We start from the raw sequence: 19,889 nt of genomic DNA on the forward strand, positions 1-19,889 counted from the left end.
ATTACGATACATCAACGCAATACATACATACAAGAATGTATGTATAATAGCACCGGATTTCAATAGCTGCTGTCAGTTTTATCCTACCCGCTGTCTTTTCTGCACTGCAACAATTTTTGCGTTATCTTCTTGTTTCTGTCTTTTGTCGGCTGTCTTTCGTTTTTCTTTCTGCTTTATCCTGTTGTACCCCGTGTTACCTGCTGTATTGCCAGCTTTACTGACAATATTCGTGACCGTATTCGAATCACCCGCTGCTGTAGCAGCTTCAACTTTACTTACCGTGCGAGATATTTATGAGCTCAGTTAGTCGTTTCACGCGCCTCACCCTGACCGTTGCCGTCATGGCCGCCTTTGCAGGCTGCGGTCAAAAACCGAATGCCCAACCAGGAGCAGGCATGCCGCCTGGCGAAGTCTCCGTGGTCACCATCGCGCCTGAACAAATCACCATCAGCAATGAGCTGCCCGGCCGCCTGGAAGCGACCCGTATCGCCGAAGTGCGCGCCCGTGTCGCTGGCATCATTCTCAAGCGCACCTTCCGCGAAGGCAGCGAAGTCAAGGCTGGTGAAGTGCTCTATCGCATCGATCCGGCAACGTTCAAAGCCAACTACGACAGCGCGCAAGCCACGCTGGCAAAGAGCCAGGCCTCGCTGACACAAGCCTCGCTGAAGGCACAGCGCTACAAGCCGCTGGTGGAAGTCAACGCCGTCAGCAAACAGGAATATGACGACGCCGTCGCCTCGCAAAAACAAGCGGAAGCAGACGTCGCTGCCGGCAAGGCAGCGGTGCAGACCGCCGGTCTGAGCCTGGGATACGCGACCGTGACGTCGCCGATTTCGGGCCGCATCGGCCGCGCGCTGGTGACCGAAGGCGCACTGGTCGGCCAGGGCGACGCTACGCAACTGGCTGTCGTGCAGCAACTCGATCCGATCTACGTCAACCTGACGCAATCGAGCACCGATCTGCTCAAGCTCCAGCAAGCCATGTCCAACGGTCAATTGAAGACCGTCGGCAAGGACAAGGCCAAGGTGACCCTGGTGACCGAAGATGGCCGCACTTACCCGCAATCGGGCAAGCTGCTGTTCTCTGACGTCAGCGTCGATGCGACAACCGGCGCCGTCACGATCCGTGCGGAATTCCCGAACCCGAACCGCACTCTGCTGCCGGGCATGTACGTGCGCGCCAAGCTGGAACAGGCGATCGACGAGCAAGCCATCATCGTGCCGCAACAGGCTGTCATGCGCGACCTGAACGGTTCGACCGTGTTTGTCGTCGGCGAAGACAACAAGGTTGCCGTGCGTCCGGTCAAGACCGGCGCGGCACAGGGCAACAACTGGGTTGTGACCGAGGGCCTGAAAACCGGTGATCGCGTGATCGTCGAAGGCGTCCAGAAGACCAAGCCGGGCGCACCGGTGAAGCCGGTCCCATGGAAGGGTCCTGTCAGCGACGCATCGGCAACACCGGCAGCGGCTCCGGCCGCAGGTGCTGCCGCTCCGGCGCCAGCCAAGCAGGACGCCGCAACCAAAGCTAACTAAGAGGCTGTCAGATGGGAAAGTTCTTTATTGATCGCCCCGTTTTTGCGTGGGTGTTAGCAATCTTCATCATACTGGCGGGCGCGCTGGCCATTACCGGCCTGCCCGTCTCCCAGTATCCGAGCATTGCGCCGCCGACCATCGTGGTCACGGCGACGTATCCCGGTGCGACCGCACAAACCCTCGACGATTCGGTGACCAGCCTGATCGAACAGGAAATGAACGGCGCCGACGGCTTGCAATACATGGAGTCGCAAAGCCAGGCCAACGGCCAGGTGCAAATCACGGTGACTTTCTCGCCGGACACCAACGCCGACCTGGCTGCGGTGGACGTGCAGAACCGCCTGAAGCGCGTCGAAGCGCGTCTGCCGGCGGCGGTGACGCAACAAGGTGTGCAAGTCACCAAGTCGCGCAGCAACTTCCTGCTGTTCATCGGCTTGTCGTCGACCGACGGCAAACTTGATCCGGTGGCGCTGGGCGACTATCTGTCGCGTAACGTCCTCAATGAAGTCAAACGCGTTCCCGGCGTCGGCCAGGCACAGTTGTTCGGTACCGAACGCGCGATGCGCATCTGGATCGACCCGAACAAACTGATCGGCCTGAATCTGACGCCTGCCGACGTGACTGCTGCCATCACCGCACAAAATGCGCTGGTCGCCGGCGGTACGCTGGGCGCCTTGCCGAGCCCGACCTCGCAGCAGATTTCTGCGACCGTGGTCGTGAACGGCCAGCTGACCAGCCCGGAACAGTTCGGCAACATCGTCCTGCGCGCTAACGCAGACGGTTCGTCGGTGCGCATGCGCGACGTCGCCCGCATCGAAGTCGGCGGACAGTCGTATGACACTTCCGGCCGTCTCGACGGCAAGCCAAGCTCGTTCATCGGCGTGCAGTTGTCGCCGACCGCGAACGCGCTGGGTACGGCAACCGCCGTGCACAAGAAGATGGAAGAGCTGTCCAAGTACTTCCCGGCCGGCGTGAAGTACACCATCCCTTACGATACCTCCAAGTTCGTCAAGATCTCGATCGAAGAAGTGGTCAAGACCCTGATCGAAGCGATTGTGCTGGTGTTCCTGGTGATGTTCCTGTTCCTGCAAAACATCCGCTACACCATCATCCCGACAATCGTGGTGCCGGTGGCGCTGATGGGCACCTTTGCGACTTTGTTTGTCTTTGGCTTCTCGATCAACGTGCTGACCATGTTCGGTATGGTGCTGGCGATCGGTATCCTGGTCGATGATGCGATCGTGGTGGTGGAAAACGTCGAACGCATCATGAGCGAAGAAGGTTTGTCGCCCAAGGAAGCAACCCGCAAGGCGATGGGCCAGATCACCGGCGCGCTGATCGGTATCACACTGGTGCTGATCGCCGTGTTCATCCCGATGGCCTTCTTTGGGGGCGCGGTTGGCGCGATTTATCGCCAGTTCTCGCTGGCGATGGTGGCGTCGATGGTGTTCTCCGTGCTGATGGCGTTCACGCTGACACCGGCATTGTGCGCAACCATTTTGCTGCCGGTCGAAAAGGGCCATCATCACGAAAAGGGCGGTTTCTTCGGCTGGTTCAATCGCCGCTTCAACAAGACTGCTTCCGGTTATCAGGGCTTCATCGGCAAGATGCTGACCAAGGCCGGCCGCTACATGATTGTGTACGCCCTTATCCTTGGCTGCGTGGGCTTGCTGTATGCACGCCTGCCAGCTTCTTTCCTGCCGAACGAAGATCAGGGCTACATCATCACCAACGTGCAGTTGCCGCCAGGCGCCAGCACCGGCCGTACGCTGGAAGTGATCAAGACGATTGAAGACTACTACCTCAAGCAACCTGCAGTCGAACACGTCGTGGCGATTGCCGGTTTCAGCTTCTCGGGTAACGGCCAGAATGCCGGTCTGGTGTTCACGCCGCTGAAGGACTGGGGCGAGCGCGACAAGACGCAATCGGCTGATGCTGTTGCCGGCCGTGCATTCGGCGCCTTCTCGCAGATCAAGGATGCGATCGTGTTCCCGCTGAACCCGCCGCCTATCCCTGAACTGGGTAATGCAACCGGCTTCACCTTCCGTCTGCAGGACCGCGCCGGTCTGGGACACGCTGCGCTGGTGCAGGCACGTAATCAGATCCTCGGCATGGCTTCGCAGAGCAAGGTGCTGGCAGGTGTCCGCCCCGAAGGTCTGGAAGATGCGCCGCAGCTGCAACTGGACATCGACCGCGACAAGGCCAATGCATTGGGCGTGCCGTTCTCGACCATCAACAGCGTGCTGTCGACGGCATTGGGTTCCTCTTACGTCAACGACTTCCCGAATCAGGGTCGTCAACAGCGTGTGATCGTCCAGGCCGATGCCAAGCGTCGTCTGCAACCGGAAGATCTGGCCGGCCTGTATGCCCGCAACAGCGGCGGAACCATGGTGCCGTTCTCGGCCTTCACGACCTCAAAGTGGATCAACGGTCCTGTGCAGCTGATTCGCTACAACGGCTATCCGGCAATGAAGATCGCCGGCGGCGCAGCACCTGGCCGCAGTACCGGTGAAGCGATGTCGGAAATGGAAGGCTTCGTCGCCAAGCTGCCGCCTGGCTTCGGTTTCGAATGGACCGGCCAGTCGCTGGAAGAAAAAACCTCCGGCTCGCAAGCGCCTGCGCTGTATGCACTGTCGCTGATCGCCGTGTTCCTGGTGCTGGCTGCGCTGTACGAAAGTACGTCGATCCCGCTGGCTGTGATGCTGGTGGTGCCGCTGGGTATTCTCGGCGCACTGCTGGGCGTGACCCTCCGCGGCATGCCTAACGACGTGTACTTCAAGGTCGGGATGATTGCCGTGGTGGGTCTGTCGGCGAAGAACGCGATTCTGATCATCGAGTTCGCCAAAGACTTGCAAGCACAAGGCATGGGCCTGATCGAAGCGACGCTGGAAGCGGTTCACCTGCGGTTCCGTCCGATCATCATGACTTCGCTGGCGTTCATCCTCGGCGTGCTGCCACTGGTTATCGCCAGCGGCGCGGGTTCCGCCAGCCAACGCGCCATCGGTACCGGCGTGATGGGCGGGATGATCACGGCGACCGTGCTAGCCGTGTTCCTGGTTCCGGTCTTCTTCGTCGTCGTGCGCAAGATCTTCAAAGGCAGCCAAGGCAAGCCTGACGCTGCCCATCACAATATCGATGTGGAGGATAAGAATGTTTAAGTTTTCAACCCTGCGCTCGACAGGCAAACTGACTCACCTCAGCGCAGCATTGCTGGTGGTCGGTGTTCTGTCCGGCTGCACGCTAGCGCCGACCTACCAGCGCCCGCAAGCGCCGGTCGAGGGCACCTACCCGGCCGACGCCAAAGGCCAGGCCGCGTATGACGCAGCCACCCTGGGCTGGCGCCAGTTCTTCCCTGACCAGCGCCTGCAAGCACTGATCGCTGCGGCACTGGAAAACAACCGCGACCTGCGCACTGCGGCCCTGAACATCGAGGAAGCACGCGCGCAGTACCAGATCGCCCGAGCCGATTTGCTGCCAACGCTCAACGCCACCGGCAGCGAATCTCGCACCCGCCTGGCGGCCAGCCAGTCGGTCACCGGTGCGCCGATGATCAGCAAGAGCTATCAGGTCGGCCTGGCAGTTCCTGCCTATGAACTGGATTTCTTCGGCCGCGTCCGCAGTCTGAAGGACGCTGCGCTGTCGACCTACCTGTCGACCGAAGAAGCCAAGCAATCGGTACAAATCAGTCTGGTGTCGCAAGTGGCCCAGGCTTATCTGACCGAACGTTCCTATGCCGAACAACTGAAGCTGGCGCAGCAGACGCTGGAAAGCCGCCAGTCCAACCTCGGCCTGGCGCAGAAACGTTTCGACGTCGGCGCCTCGTCGGCGCTCGACCTGCGCCTGTCGGACACGCTGGTGCAATCCGCCCGCACCTCGGTGGCGACGCTGCTGCGCCAACGCGCCCAGGCGGAAAACGCCCTGACGCTGCTGGTCGGCACCAACGTCAAGGATCTGCCGGCCGGCCAGGATCTGTCGCTGCAAAATATCGTCACCGATATCCCTGCCGGCGTGCCGTCAGATCTGCTGTCCCGCCGTCCGGACATCCGCTCGGCGGAACAGAAGCTGCTGGCCGCCAACGCCAACATCGGCGCCGCCCGCGCTGCGTTCTTCCCGCGCATCAGCCTGACCGGCTCCTTCGGCAGCGCCAGCAGCTCGCTAGGCGGCTTGTTTGACTCCGGTTCGGGCGCCTGGTCGTACGGCCCGCAACTGAGCCTGCCGATTTTCGACTTCGGCCGCAACAGCGCTAACCTGGATCTGGCCGAAGTACGCAAGAACCAGGCGATCGTGACTTACGAGAAGACCATCCAGACGGCCTTCCGCGAAGTCGCCGATGCACTGGTGGCGCGCGGCACGCTGGACGAGCAGATCGAAGCCCAGGAAGCCTTCCTCAAGGCGCAACAGGAACGTCTGAACCTGACCGACCTGCGCTACAAGAACGGCATCGCCTCTTCGCTGGATCAGCTCGATGCGCAACGCGACCTGTTCGCAGCACAGCAATCCTTGATTCAGGCGCGTCAGTTGCGTCTGAACAATGCGATTGATCTGTATCGTGCATTGGGCGGCGGGTTGAATGAGACGACGGTGGCGGCTGCGCCGGCTGCCGGCAAGTAAGTCAGTTTGAGTGATCTTACTGTCGTAAAAAAAGCGGGCTTCGGCCCGCTTTTTTATTTATTCAGGAATTTCATCTGCCTCAGTCAGACTTTCCTTCTTGCCTTACACCAGCAACGGCTTTATCAAAGCGACAGTGCGCAAAGTCGCGCCCTGATGCTGATGTGCAAATGCTTGCGCGCCCGCCGCCATCACATCCCGGCGCTCGACTGCCGCAAATAAATCCAACGCTGTTTGCAGCATGCTCGCCGCATTCTGAACGCGCGCTGCAGCGCCGGCTTTGATCGCGTCTTCGGTAACAGTCTGGAAATTGAATGTGTGCGGTCCAATCAACACCGGCTTGCCCAGCGAGCAAGCTTCAATAAGATTTTGCCCCCCAAGCGGAAGCAAGCTGCCGCCGATGAATGCAAGATCGCAAGCGGCATAATAGGCGAACATTTCCCCCATCGAATCACCCAGTACAATCTGCGTCTCCTCGGCCAGCGGCAAACCCGACATAGCTGAACGCCGCTCCACGACGAAACCTTGCTCGCGAATCATTGCTTCGACCTCGTCAAAACGCTGCGGATGACGCGGCACGATCACGGTAAGGAATTTGTTTGATCTCTCTTTGACAAGCGCATCCAGAATGAGCTGCTCTTCGCCTTCTCGCGTGCTCGCACACAGCAACACCGGACGCTCACCGAACTGCGTGCGCCATTGCTTTCCCAGTGCGACCATGTCAGGCGGGGCCTCGACATCAAACTTGATGCTGCCCGTTACATACACATTGCGCGCGCCGAACAACCGTAGCCGCTCTGCATCCGCTTCGGACTGAGCGGCCACGCAATCGATGCCGGCAGCGGCTTCCAGCAGGATGGAGCCGAACCGCTGTCCGCGCCGCAGCGAGCGCTCCGACAAGCGCGCATTGGCCAGCACCACAGGCACGCCATGGCGCCTGCACTGGCGTACCATGTTCGGCCAGACTTCGGTTTCCATCAGGATGCTGATCTTCGGTTTGAAATGGCGCAGGAAGCGCGCACACATCCAGCTCGTGTCGTACGGAAAAAAGCTCTGCACAACGCGCTCGCCGTGATGCGCAAACAGTTGCTGACCTGTCGCACGTCCCGTGGCGGTCATGTGTGTGAGCAGGATCGTATGACCGGGATACGTTGCCAGCAACGCATCGATCAACGGTTGCGCCGCCCGCGTCTCGCCCACGGAGACAGCATGAACCCACAAGAATGGCGGCAACGTACGTTGCCTGAACTGGTTGTAGAACCCCAGCCGCTCGCCGATATGCTGCCGATAGCCGGGTTCCTTGCGGCCGCGACGCCACAGGCGCAGCAGTACGAACGGCAGGCCCACCCACCATAGCGCGGAATAGAGCAGACGCATCAGACCAACTGACGTCCGGTCAGCTTGCTCAGGATCGCCAGTGGACTGGACGACGGATCGTACTGTTTGTCCGCCGGCAGGTGCAGCGTCTGCTCCAGCATGTACTGGCCCGACATGACGGCGTGCGATGCCTGATCCGAGAAACAGACCCACACGGAACCGGCGGCAAACGGCATGGTGACCTGGCCGGCGCTTTCCTGATAGCCCATGTCGCCTTTCATGCCATCATGCAGTTGCAGCATGAGATGGTCATATTCACTACGGTAAGACTTGGTGATGTGGAGCGCCTTCATGGCGGCGGCTTGCCAGGGAACATAAGGCTTGGTGCGCGGCAAAAATTTCTGCGCCACAGTTTCGAAAGGCTCGCCTACACGCCAGACGCGCGGCACGCCATCCGGATTGATGTTGCTGAATACGCGCAGGATACGCTCGCCATAATTGGGACGCGAAGGAAAGGCGTCAACGTGCAAGCGGCGGTCATCGGCGCGCCAGGATTGCGCGCGCGTCTCGACCTGGGTCGGCCGATAGCTGGTCGGCGCCAGACGCAACACGCCTTTATATTTCGGCAACAGCGAGTACACCAGCGTCTGCGCCTGTGCGCGGAAGCGTCCGATCATCAGCGCCAGTGCCAGTTGAGTCGCCGTGTCACCGAGCGCTCCTTTCAGATGGCCGCTGGCGTCAAGGCTGATGTTGCGGACCTTGGGGTCGCGAATGTCGGGTCTGAGCAGTGGTTTTTCCTCCGGCAGCAGTTCGAACGGAAGGTGCGGGAAATACAGTACCTTGCCGGCTTCGAGGCCGGAGATCCAGTCTTGATTCGGTGCGTCGACTTGCCAGTCGGCGACGTCGATTTCTATGATTTGCGATTCCATCTCGATATTATGCCTCGTTGTTTTGCGCACGGCTGTCCGGCGGGACAGCGTTTGCCTCTGCCTTCGAGGCAGACAATACCTGATTGATGGCTTGTACGACTTGCGCTACATCAGGAGGAGCGCCGGTATCGCCCAGATTGACGATACACGGCGACCAGTTGCCCTCGGTCTTCCAGCGCGGCGAGTCACAGTACAGCTCGACCGTAGGACGGCAATATGCAGCGGCAATATGCGTCAGGCCGGTGTCGAGGCCGACCACCAAAGCCGCGTGCTGCACCAGCGTGACTGCCTCCATGAGAGGGAGTGCGGGCAACACGGTCGCCTGCGGCATCTGTCGCGCAAGTTCTTCCGCAGCCAGCTTCTCCCTGGCGCTGCCCCACGGCAACAAAACAGGCAGATCCAACTCTCGGGAGACGGCAACCCAGTTCTCAACAGGCCATTGCTTGGCAGCCCGTGCAGTTCCGTGGAAGAACACGGCGTACGGATGCGTTGGCAGCCATCCCGGCGCAGTCTGCAACACCGGTGCCTGCAGCGCAAAATCTGCAGTCGCATCGGGCTGGTAGCCGAGGGCCCCGGCAGCTACCGCGCGGGCGCGCATGACGGCGTGCGTATGCAAACCGACTTTGACGCTTTGCGTATGAAAAATCCTGGAAACCGGCTCATAGCCGGAGCCTTCGGTCGCATTGGCCAGACCGATGCGCTTACCGCCGGGAGCAAGGCGGGCCATGCGCATGACGATGCTGGTCTTCAACAGTCCCTGGGTGTCAAAAACGATGTCATACGCTTCATGCCGCAGCTGGCGATAAAAACCGGCAATTTCGGCGCGCGTGGCAGCGCTGCCGAGACTTTTGCGCCAGCGCCGCAGGGCGATCGGGATGATATTGCGGACGTACGGATTGAGGCGGACCAGGCTGGTGTAGCCTTCTTCCACTACCCAGTCGATGTTGGCATCCGGATAATGGCGCCGGATATCAGCCACCATCGGCATGTTGTGGACCACGTCGCCTAAGGACGAAACGCGGACGATCAGGATGTTCAAGGCTAGCCCACTATTATTTGTCTGTGGGCCAGCATCTTACCCCTTTCAAAACGGCAAGGCTACATCCGGCCTCGCGGCCAGGATCACGCGTTTGAACTCGTTCTGGATGCGTGCCAGCGCCTGCGGCGTTTCCGCTTCAAAGCGCAACACCACCACCGGCGTCGTATTGGATGAGCGCGCCAGGCCGAAGCCGTCGGCGTATTCGATACGCAGCCCGTCTATGGTGATGATCTGCTCGGCGCCGGGAAACTTTGCATCTTTTTGCAATTGATCGATCAGAACGAAATTCTCGCCTTCCCTCAGCTTCAATTGCAGTTCCGGCGTACTGATCGATTGCGGCAAAGCGTTGAGCACGGCCGACGGATCGGACTCGCGGCTCATCAGCTCCAGTAAACGCGCACCGGCGTACAAACCGTCGTCGAAGCCGTACCAGCGATCCTTGAAGAACACATGGCCGCTCATCTCTCCACCCAGCGGCGCGCCGGTTTCGCGCATCTTGGCCTTGACCAGCGAATGCCCGGTTTTCCACATCAGCGGCTGACCGCCACGGGCGCTGATCCACGGTGCGAGATGACGCGTGCATTTGACGTCGTACAGGATTTCCCGGCCGGGATGGCGTGTGAGCACGTCGGCAGCAAACAGCATTAGCTGACGATCCGGATAGATGATCTGGCCCTCTTTAGTGACCACGCCCAAGCGATCGCCATCGCCGTCGAACGCCAGGCCGATCTCGTTATCAGTCTCCTGCAAGCAGCGGATGAGGTCTTGCAGATTTTCTGGATGGGCTGGATCGGGATGGTGATTGGGGAAGGTGCCGTCAACTTCGCAGAACAATTCTGTGACGTCGCAACCAAGCGCACGATACAGCTCACCGGCAAATGCACCGGCCACGCCATTGCCGCAATCGACAGCAATCTTCATCGGTCGCGCCAGTTTGGCGTCGCCGACGATACGCTCAATGTATTCCTTGCGGATGTCGTAGGTGCGATAAGCACCGGCGCCAGTGTTGAAATTGTTTTTCACGATTGCCTGGTACAAGGCCTGAATCGTGTCGCCGTAAATCGCCTCGCCGGCAAGCACCATCTTGAAACCGTTGTAGTCGGGAGGATTGTGGCTACCGGTCACCATCACGCCGGATTGCGTGCCTAAAACGTGCGTGCCAAAGTACACCATGGGCGTCGCGACCACGCCGAGATCGATGACATCGATGCCGACCGATTGCAGGCCGGTTGCGAGTGCCGCGCTTAGCTCGGGACCGGACAGGCGGCCGTCGCGACCGATGACAACGGAAGTCTGGCCCCTCGCAAGGGCGGCGCTGCCGAGGGCCTGACCGATTTGTTTCGCCACCTCAGCGTCGATGGTCTGGCCTACGATACCGCGAATGTCGTAGGCTTTGAAGATGACTTCATTGAGCATTGTGTCGCCCTTCATTATTTCGCAACGCAAGAACCAACTACTCACTTTGCGCCAACAACATGGTGCAAAGACTAGGAGCAAACAACTTCTGAATTGCCGGCCAGATGAACCCAATCGACCACATCATTAGTAGATTCGTAGCCACTTACCAGCTTACGCAATATCGCCCTGATGGTTTCAACGTCATTCTGTTCCGCGGCGCTACTGATCAGTTGCAACTCTCTCTGCAAGGCATTCCATTTGATGAAGTCTTCGTGTGCCTTCATGATGCGCGGATGAGCCGTCGGTTGAGGATCTTCTCCGATAAGCAATTCTTCGTAGAGCTTCTCTCCTGGGCGCAAACCGCTGATCTGAATCGCGACGTCACCATGAGGCATGGCCTGATCTCTTAGGGTCAGGCCCGAGAGTTCAATCATCCTGCGCGCCAGATCGATGATCTTTACCGGCTCGCCCATATCCAAGACAAAAACATCACCGCCCTTAGCCATCGCCGCAGCCTGGACCACTAGTTGCGCCGCTTCCGGTATGGTCATGAAATATCGAGTCACCTCGGGATCAGTCAACGTGATCGGACCGCCATCCTTGATTTGTTGACGGAAAAGAGGAACAACAGAACCCGATGATCCAAGCACATTCCCAAAACGGACCATGGAGAAACGTGTCAGATTGACTACCTGCTCCGTAGATGTGTGACCAACCTCGAACGTCAGATTCTTTTCAGCAGCAACAGCCTGCAAGATCATCTCTGCCAGACGCTTGCTCGCCCCCATAATATTGGTCGGCCGGACGGCCTTATCGGTGCTGATCAGCACGAAATCGTAGATGCCGTTCTCCACCGCTGCTCTGGCTAGGTTATAGGTCCCGAGCACGTTGTTTCGGATTCCTTCGGCGGGATTGTGCTCGACCAAGGGTACGTGCTTGTAGGCAGCCGCGTGATAAACCGTATGAGGTTTCCATACCGAACATATTTCGCTAACCCGCCGATAATCCTTGACGCTGCCCAGTAATGGCACTAACTCGACGTTCAGCGCGAACTCCGAGATCCGAGCCAGTAAATCGGCATGAATGGAATAGAGACTGAATTCGTTATGATCAAATAAGAGGAGTTTGGACGGTCTTGCTGCCAATATTTGCCGACACAATTCACTACCGATGCTTCCTCCAGCACCTGATATCATGACGATTTTGTCGGCGATATTTTTGCTAATCAATTCCTGATTTGGCGGGACCGGATCACGCCCCAGCAAATCCACAAGATCCAATTCGCGAATGTCCGACACTGCAACCAAGCCATGCGCTAGGTCGGATAAATCAGGCAGTGATCGAACGTGCACCTGATGCTTGCCCAAGTTGCTAAGAATTTGATTGCGGCGCGCCCTTGTAATCGTGGGCAAGGCCAATAAAATATCGGTAACCGCGTACAAAAAAATCAGCTGTTCAAGGTCTTGAGGAGCGAAAACCCGCAAACCGTTCAGCGTCTTCCCTTGCAATTGCGAATCGTCGTCAATAAAACCGATAACAACGGAATCCCTCTTTTTCAGTATAGCGTCTGCAATTTGCGCGCCGGCGGCTCCTGCACCGTAAATTAACAGAGTAGCGCTCTTGTTTCCCGACTTGTCCGCCGCGATTCGATTTAGCCAAAAACGAGCAAAAGCGCGACTCCCCCCCACCAGAATCAGCAAGAGCAACGGCTGCAATAAACCAACTGACCGCGGAACATCGGGCAAGGCGAACCACACCAGAATCAAGAATAATGCCACGGCATATACAACAATGGCCTTCACCATGGTGACCATGGCAGACATTCCCGTATATCGAAACACGGCTCGATAAAGGCCAAAGTACACGAAGACCGGAATTACCAATATCGGCGCCAACAAATAGACCCGCCATTGATGTCCTTGGGGCCAATGCAGTAAATCTAGACGCAATGAAAAAGCGACCCATGTCGCTACAAACGACATGGCGATATCAGCCAGCACAACAATACTTTGCTTTGCAATCCTCGATAATCGGATAAGGCGATTTTGCATGAAATAAACCTGATTAATTTTTTATCGCTAAAAACCAAAGGAAGGCACGTACTGCACCTTCCATGCTTTAACGTCGAGTGGGACTCCCTCCCCCTCTGCTCCTCCGATAACCGAATTACGAGACCGTACTATTTGTTTCCCACGGTTCGGAGACGGCGGCGCGCATTACCTTACCTATCGCAGCCGCCATGTCGCTCATGTCAGATGGCTGGAGTGTCGGGTGCACCAGAAATGCAAGCCCGGTGTTAGACAATCGGGAGGCATTCGGCAATGCCACCTCAGGTCCAAAGCCTGCGTCAATGAAAGCCTTTTCGCGATATATCTCGCTACAACTACCAACGAAACAAGGAATTCCTTCGGCGACGACTGCCTCAATGATAGAAACTTGATCCCATCCTGATTGCAACTGGGGCAAGTCCAGAAACGCGTAGTAACGGTACCAACCATGAGTTATACGCTCTTCCGGAAAAGCAGTTATCAAACCAGGCACCCCTTCAAGTCCGTCATGCAAAGTTTTAGCGTTACGCGCTCTCCGCATGTGCCAATCAGGCAATTTTCGTAATTGCAATTGTCCGATTACAGCCTGCATCTCGGTCATACGCATGTTCGAACCAAAAGATTCGTGAACCCACCGAAATCCACGTGGATGCTCCGTATGGTGAACACGATCATATCCCTTACCATGATCTTTGTAAGCCCATGCACGCTTCCAGACTTCCGTATCGGCGATGGCGAGCAAGCCTCCTTCGCCACCGGTAGTAATGATCTTATCCTGGCAAAAGGAAAATGCCGCACAATCTCCGAATGAGCCTACAGGCTTGCCGTCTATACTGGCGCCATGAGCCTGCGCACAATCTTCGATGACGAACAAATTGTGCTCCTTGGCGAAACTCATGATTGCCGTCATTTCGGCAGGCCATCCGCCGAGATGCACAATCACGATTGCGCGGCTTTTGGGCGTCAATACTGCACGCAATGTTTCGACCGTCAGATTCTGGCTAATCGAGTCGACATCAGCGACAACCGGGACGGCACCGCGGGCTACTGCTGCACTGGCGGTGGCAATGAATGTTTTTGCCGGTACGATGACCTCATCGCCAGCTTCGATGCCGAGAGCGAACAGCGCAAGCTCCAGCGCGACAGTGCCATTGGCTAGTGCGATAGCATGCCGCATGCCGATAGCGGCGGCATACTCATCCTCGAAGGAGCGGCAGACGTCGCCCGTCCAATAGTTCACTTTTCCCGATGCGAGAACATCGCTGACAGCTTTGATTTCGTCATTTTCAAACAACGGCCATGGCGGAATGGAAGCCGTTCTTACCGGAGCTCCTCCTTGTATAGCCAATACATTTTTATGCATTTCAACTTTCCCTTAAATTCTTGGGGTAGCAGGCACCCCGATCACCGTCGCACCATCCGTCACATCCTTTGCAACGGCGGCCCCTGCACCGACTGTCGCTGACGCGCCAATACGAATGCCGGGAATGACAACCGCACCGACACCCAACAACGAATTTTCGGCTATGCAGACATTGCCACACAAGCTCGCGCCCGGACCAACGTGAACACCGTCCGATATGTGGCAGTCATGGTCAATCGATGCGCCACTGTTGACGATCACATGGCGCCCCAGGACAGCGTCAGCATTGATAATCACCCCTGCCATGACGACCGTCCCCGGACCGAGCCGGACAGTCCGATCGATTACAGCGGAAGGATGGACTAGAACGTCAAACTGACATCCCGCCTGGGCCAATCTTTCCGCAACACTCCTGCGGATTATATTTGATCCTATCGCCACTACGCCTGAGACAACCCCGTTCGCCATTAATGCTGACAACATTTCCTGTCCGCCAACGACAGGAATATTGCGCAATTTTGTATTTTTTCGGACTGGATCATCATCCAGAATCGCCACGACGTCAAATCCAGCCAGTACTGCGATATCAAGCACTACCTTCGCATGACCACTAGCACCAAACAGGAAAATTTTTTTACTCATCGGATGTTCTTGACCCGGTAAATTTGCGCATGGTTGCCTGCCCCGGCTCATTGACACCGCTACGTCGCACAACTTTCAAAATCGTCATGATGACGATCTTGAAATCTAGTAACAGACTTCGATTCTCTACATACCAGACATCCAACTCAAAACGCCTATCCCAACTGATGGCATTCCGACCATTTACCTGCGCCCATCCCGTAATGCCTGGTCTAACATCGTGTCTTTTTTTCTGGGCTGCCGAGTAAAGCGGCAAGTACTCCATGAGCAGCGGCCTGGGTCCAACTAAACTCATGTCGCCTTTCACCACATTGAACAACTGAGGCAATTCGTCGAGACTCAACTCCCTGATCAGCTTCCCTATACCGACCAATCTTTGTGAATCCGGCAATAAATTACCGTTCTCATCGCAAGCATCATTCATCGTTCTGAATTTAAACAGAAAAAAGGGGCGTCCCAGCAAACCAGGCCGCTGCTGCGTGAATAAAATGGGAGCCCCCAACTTACATCTAATTAAGATCGCCAACAACATGATCACAGGGGACAACAGGATCAATGCAGCCGATGCGGCCATGAAATCAATCAAACGTTTCATTTCATCAGCCTCGGGTCATTCACATTCATCAAGATAAGCAACCAGCGCCTGCGTAACAATCGTCCCGGCAAACAGCCTAGTAGTGCGCCGGAGAGCAGACTGTCCCATTTTTAGGCGCAACTCAGGATCAGTTATCAAGGTTTGCAAGCAAATAGAAAGTTCTTGAACGTTTCCGGGTTCGAATAACAGACCGGTTTCGCCTTCCTCGACAGCGTCCGTCAAACCGTAAATGCGGGAAGCCACCGCAGGCAGCCCAGTTGCGGCAGCTTCAATGACGACAGAGCCAAAACCCTCACGGTAGCTTGGCAAACAAAAAATATCAGCGGCGGCCATGTATGACTGAGGCTGATGGGTAAAATCCACGAAATGAACGTCTTCGCGAAATGAGGTGCTAATAGCAAGCATATCCGACCGCAAACCTTGCTCATCAGGTCCGACGACGACCAAATGGACGCCCGTTACACCATTCTGCACAAGGCGATGTACCGCCGCTGCTAAATCCATCACACCTTTATCCCGATTCAGCCTGCCAACAAATAAGATGACGATAGCATCCTCGGCGATGCCCATCTCGGCGCGGATAGCCTTCCTAGCTTCTGGATCAGGAGTGAAACGCTCCAGATTAACCCCACAAATTGATCCATTCGCCAGCACTGTGGAACGGGATGAAGGAACAACCCTCTCATTTGACAAAAATTCTCGCTGCGACTCGCTATCAGTCAGCACGCCGCTTGCCAGTGCACCGATGAATCGGTCCACCGATTTCAGCAAGATCCTCCCTCCTCCTTTTCTGGTAACCCACACCTGTCCGGTAAAAATATGAATACGCACAGGGATTCCGGCCACGAATCCTGCCAGCATTGCCAGCAGCCCTCCCTTAGGTGTTACAGAAAAGACCAGGTCGAATCGCTCTCGTCGCATCAACCTCCATAGCGTCATGAGGCAGGACAGATCTTTCAGTGGCTGAATTGAGCGCTCAATCCGGATCGGAATAACCCGCACATTACCGACTCCCATATCCCGCAAGAATTCGGGAGCGTCGGTATGTAGCGCAACTGTCACGTCATACGTAACGCTCAGCGCTTTAATATGATCGAAGAGGAACGTGCGAACCGTCATCTCCGTTGTCACAACAATCAGGAGCTTTCTTTTCATGACTGCCTTTCAACACGCATGCTCATTTGTTCTTGATACCAGTTGGGAATCAGTTCGAAAGAGATCAACAAAATGAAAGCGAACCCCGCAGCAAGTGCACCAACGAAGCTTGAAAAATGCAGGCACATACACAGAGTCAGAAACAACCACCAGCCTATCAGGCTCAAACCGGCGTCAAGCCAACTCAGTACCTTGCTATGAATAAGAAGAACAAGAAAAAATACTGTCGCAACAATGACTCCGATCGAACCCGCCAACGCGATACCCGCCACACCAAAGCGATTCAGCCCCAACAAGGCTGCAGCCACCGTAACACCTTGGGCCAGCACGGTAACAATCAATGCCTGCACTGCCCGGGAAGATGCTTCCACGAACCGCACGATCAGCAAATTCGCGATCATGAATGGCAACTGTAAACAGCCGAACTCCACAACCCTTGCGACGACCTGCGCATCCTCGTGACTAAATCGCCCTCCGTTGAAAAGCAAGGTCACTATTTGATCCGCAAAGCCAAACAAAACAACCGTTACAGGCACAGTGACCAGAAGCGAGGCGTGCAACAAGCGTGCCAGTCCATGCTGCGCGCGCTGCACATTACCCGCGACCAGGTGTTTCGAGAAATACGGCAGCAAAACTGCAGTCGTCACGCCCAGTGCCACTGCATAGACTAGAGAGACAAGCTTATACCCGAGAGCAAAAGCACCCGCATGCCCTTCTCCAAGTTGCAGTGCCAATGTCGTCCCGAGAGGAATGGCTGCAACAAACAAAAAATTTGTCCCCATCACCGAGAGGTAGCTGAAAATAAAATTCTTTCGCAGCTTCGGGAAGGCTGAGAACGACGGCCACAAACTTACTTGAGCCTTACGGGCGCCGCGAATCACATAGACTAGATTAAGTATCTGCCCAGCCATCATGCCGAAAGCAACGAGAACAGCTCCGTCGTGCGCCCTCGCAAAAAACAGCAGAAATATCGCTGGCCATGGCACCAACGCCTGACCGATGGCCGCAATTCGCTGCGCGCCCGAGATGTTTAGTAAGGCGTTTCCGATTGTGACCCAACCAGAGAGAAAAAGAACAATCAACCAGATCAAAAACACCGCATCGGAATGCGGGGGATGCGTACCGATACGGCCTTGCAACCACCAAAGGCCGGCGCACAATGCGCATGCGACCATCCCGGCCAGCAAGACTACGCCGATAATCTCTCGGAGCCATTTTTCCATGTTTGCGCGCCCTGTTTTTTGCAGCAGCATCAACTCCGGAATAACGGCGCTGGTTAGTGGAACAAAGGCTAGAGAAGCAAAAAACGTCGGTAAAACGCTGCCTATCTGCACAGCATCGAGCTCAAGTCCAAGTCCGAACACGCGCGCCATAACCACGTCACGCAAAAACAACCCGCCGAAGCCCATCAGAGAAATGAACAATACCCACAGCCCGACCTTCATCATGGCGGACTTTTCCGAAGCAACCAGCCCCTCACTGGACAGAGCTTCAACTGCATTCGGCACCTGCATGTCGCGCATCTGTACTTTTAGCTCCTTGCTTTCTTCGACGTCCGCAGCACCTGATCTCGCAGCCTCTGGTTCAACAAGCCCCCGAAATGTTGCAAATCTGCGAAAAAACGTCGCCCATCCTAATGCACCAAATAACATCAGGATAAAGAGAAACGGATATCGGACCCTATGTAAAGTCCCGAGGTTCGGATTGACTAACCCGAGAAGCACCAGCATGAATAGGGACGCCAGTAGCAAACTCCATGCGCCAGCCCCCTGCTTGCGGTAAAAAAACAGGAATACGCCCGGCATCAACAGATACCAGACCGCTATCTCGGCGACTCCCACCAGCTTCGTCAAGGAGAGTCCGCTCAACCAGGTAGTGGGAAACGGCGCTCCCAGCGCCACGCACAACGCGCGCGGAACATAAGCAATGACATCCTCCGCCGATTTGAAGCGAATTCCTTTGTCCACCATAGAACCTGCACCTGACTGAACCCCATAAAACAGCATGCCCATCCGCATTGCAGCAATGGAATGTACACGGTCGTCAATTTGCCGGGGGAACCACGCTGACTCGGTCCAAGCAGGAATTGGACGTTCAACGAATTCGGTAACGTCTACGCTACCAGCACCACTATCGCGGTCACTCTTAATGGTAGCTTCGACATATTGGTCCAGTTTATCCAACTTACCTTCAAATTCTCCTGTGGAGCCGATCGTTTTCGAAAAGCCGACAGTAAATACAAGCGCCAATAGAAATACCAACAAGCGCTGTGCATTGAGAGCACCATCATGTTTTTTATTCGAACCAAAACTACGAATGACCAAAACAAAAACAGGTGTAGTGGCCATCAACAGCATGACAATAAATGCCGTCAGATACTGCGGTCGCACAAATCCAATGATCGCCACACCAGCCATGAAAAACACCAGCGAGTAACACCAGCTGCGCCAGTTGCGACCTTTAATGATAAGCAAGAACGCGCAAAAGCTGATCGCATATCCAAGATTGGCATAACTATCCTTATGCAATTGCGCATACCAATTCAATGCCGAAGGAAAGCACACATACAAGGCCCCCACAACAACGCTGATTTTCCGCTCAAAAGAGGAAGATGAAAGCTGCCATCCAGACGCAACCAGCAACACACCGGTCAATGCATGCATCGCGGCGTTAAGGGGCAACACCAGCAAAGGATTGTCACCGAACACGGCATACAGCGCCCCAAGGACCGCGACATTGCCGCTACTGTACGCATCGGGCCACGCGTGCCATTGCTGCCAGCCACCGACTTTAATCGCTTCAGCTAAATGCTGGGCAGCCTGATGAAAGATCAGTGAATCCCCCGACAACAGCCCTGCCCCGCCATGCCATGCAGGGAACATAGGCAATATCAACTTCTGAAATAAAATTGCTGTACAAGTGGAAAATGAAAAAAAGACCACCCAGATGAGAAACAGACGACGCCACCCGCTACCCAGCACGTCCAATGTTTCGCCCTCCATGGCTGAGCAACCTACTCCGCCGTCTTTATGCATTTACTTCCTCACCACAGATCAATTGCATATGTATTTGCCTCAACACTCTTTCCTTTGTATCTGCAGCGCAAACCTGCTCGCGTGCCCGTGGCCGTACTTGCATCCTATTCGTATTAATTGATACACTTCTTCGCACCACTTCTCCTAAAGGGATTACATAAAAAATAATTGCCTATGCCAAACACCGGGCATTTTACAAGACTCCCTTGCATTTTCCGCTATGGCATC

Annotated in this window: 13 protein-coding genes; 3 read left to right on the top strand and 10 right to left on the bottom strand. The window is 56.0% G+C overall.

The genetic code is table 11. The features are described 5' to 3' along the window. Positions 1-293 precede the first annotated feature (293 nt). The 3 genes from AC1RN6_RS15040 to AC1RN6_RS15050 are packed head-to-tail and all read left to right on the top strand — an operon-like array spanning position 294 to position 6,143. Complete coding sequence (locus AC1RN6_RS15040; RefSeq protein ID WP_493006243.1) at positions 294-1,532, top strand: efflux RND transporter periplasmic adaptor subunit; 1,239 nt, start codon at positions 294-296, stop codon at positions 1,530-1,532. Positions 1,533-1,543: 11 nt separating this feature from the next. Continuing rightward, a complete protein-coding gene (locus AC1RN6_RS15045; RefSeq protein WP_493006244.1) occupies positions 1,544-4,690 on the top strand; it encodes an efflux RND transporter permease subunit in 3,147 nt (1,048 codons plus the stop codon). Then, a complete protein-coding gene (locus AC1RN6_RS15050) occupies positions 4,683-6,143 on the top strand; it encodes an efflux transporter outer membrane subunit (protein ID WP_493006245.1) in 1,461 nt (486 codons plus the stop codon). The genes AC1RN6_RS15045 and AC1RN6_RS15050 overlap by 8 nt, the downstream gene beginning before the upstream one ends. 102 nt (positions 6,144-6,245) lie before the next feature. Here AC1RN6_RS15050 and waaA read toward each other — a convergent pair whose 3' ends face one another. The 10 genes from waaA to AC1RN6_RS15100 form a co-directional block, all read right to left on the bottom strand. Continuing rightward, positions 6,246-7,517, bottom strand: a complete 1,272-nt coding sequence (waaA, locus tag AC1RN6_RS15055; protein ID WP_493006246.1) for a lipid IV(A) 3-deoxy-D-manno-octulosonic acid transferase — start codon at positions 7,515-7,517, stop codon at positions 6,246-6,248. After that, positions 7,517-8,386 carry a Kdo hydroxylase KdoO gene (gene kdoO, locus AC1RN6_RS15060; protein WP_493006247.1) on the bottom strand — a complete coding sequence of 290 codons (870 nt, stop codon included), beginning with the start codon at positions 8,384-8,386 and terminating at the stop codon, positions 7,517-7,519. The genes waaA and kdoO overlap by 1 nt, the downstream gene beginning before the upstream one ends. A 7-nt stretch (positions 8,387-8,393) precedes the next feature. Continuing rightward, positions 8,394-9,425 carry a lipopolysaccharide heptosyltransferase I gene (gene waaC / locus AC1RN6_RS15065; protein WP_493006248.1) on the bottom strand — a complete coding sequence of 344 codons (1,032 nt, stop codon included), beginning with the start codon at positions 9,423-9,425 and terminating at the stop codon, positions 8,394-8,396. 45 nt (positions 9,426-9,470) lie between these two features. After that, a complete protein-coding gene (locus AC1RN6_RS15070) occupies positions 9,471-10,856 on the bottom strand; it encodes a phosphomannomutase/phosphoglucomutase (protein WP_493006249.1) in 1,386 nt (461 codons plus the stop codon). 56 nt (positions 10,857-10,912) lie between these two features. Then, positions 10,913-12,874 (bottom strand): polysaccharide biosynthesis protein, encoded by a 1,962-nt coding sequence (locus AC1RN6_RS15075; RefSeq protein WP_493006250.1) that lies wholly within the window; start codon positions 12,872-12,874, stop codon positions 10,913-10,915. Positions 12,875-12,989: 115 nt separating this feature from the next. After that, entirely contained in the window at positions 12,990-14,234 is a 1,245-nt protein-coding gene (locus AC1RN6_RS15080) for a DegT/DnrJ/EryC1/StrS family aminotransferase (RefSeq protein ID WP_493006251.1), read from the bottom strand. A gap of 12 nt (positions 14,235-14,246) precedes the next feature. After that, positions 14,247-14,876 (bottom strand): acetyltransferase, encoded by a 630-nt coding sequence (locus AC1RN6_RS15085; protein ID WP_493006252.1) that lies wholly within the window; start codon positions 14,874-14,876, stop codon positions 14,247-14,249. Then, entirely contained in the window at positions 14,869-15,471 is a 603-nt protein-coding gene (locus AC1RN6_RS15090) for a sugar transferase (RefSeq protein WP_493006253.1), read from the bottom strand. Before AC1RN6_RS15090 ends, AC1RN6_RS15085 begins: the two co-directional genes overlap by 8 nt. Positions 15,472-15,486: 15 nt before the next feature. Continuing rightward, a complete protein-coding gene (locus AC1RN6_RS15095) occupies positions 15,487-16,626 on the bottom strand; it encodes a glycosyltransferase family 4 protein (RefSeq protein ID WP_493006254.1) in 1,140 nt (379 codons plus the stop codon). Continuing rightward, positions 16,623-19,661, bottom strand: a complete 3,039-nt coding sequence (locus AC1RN6_RS15100; RefSeq protein WP_493006255.1) for a lipid II flippase MurJ — start codon at positions 19,659-19,661, stop codon at positions 16,623-16,625. The genes AC1RN6_RS15095 and AC1RN6_RS15100 overlap by 4 nt, the downstream gene beginning before the upstream one ends. Between the last annotated feature and the right edge of the window lie 228 nt (positions 19,662-19,889).

The organism is Herbaspirillum sp. GW822-FHT03A08 (assembly GCF_058801885.1).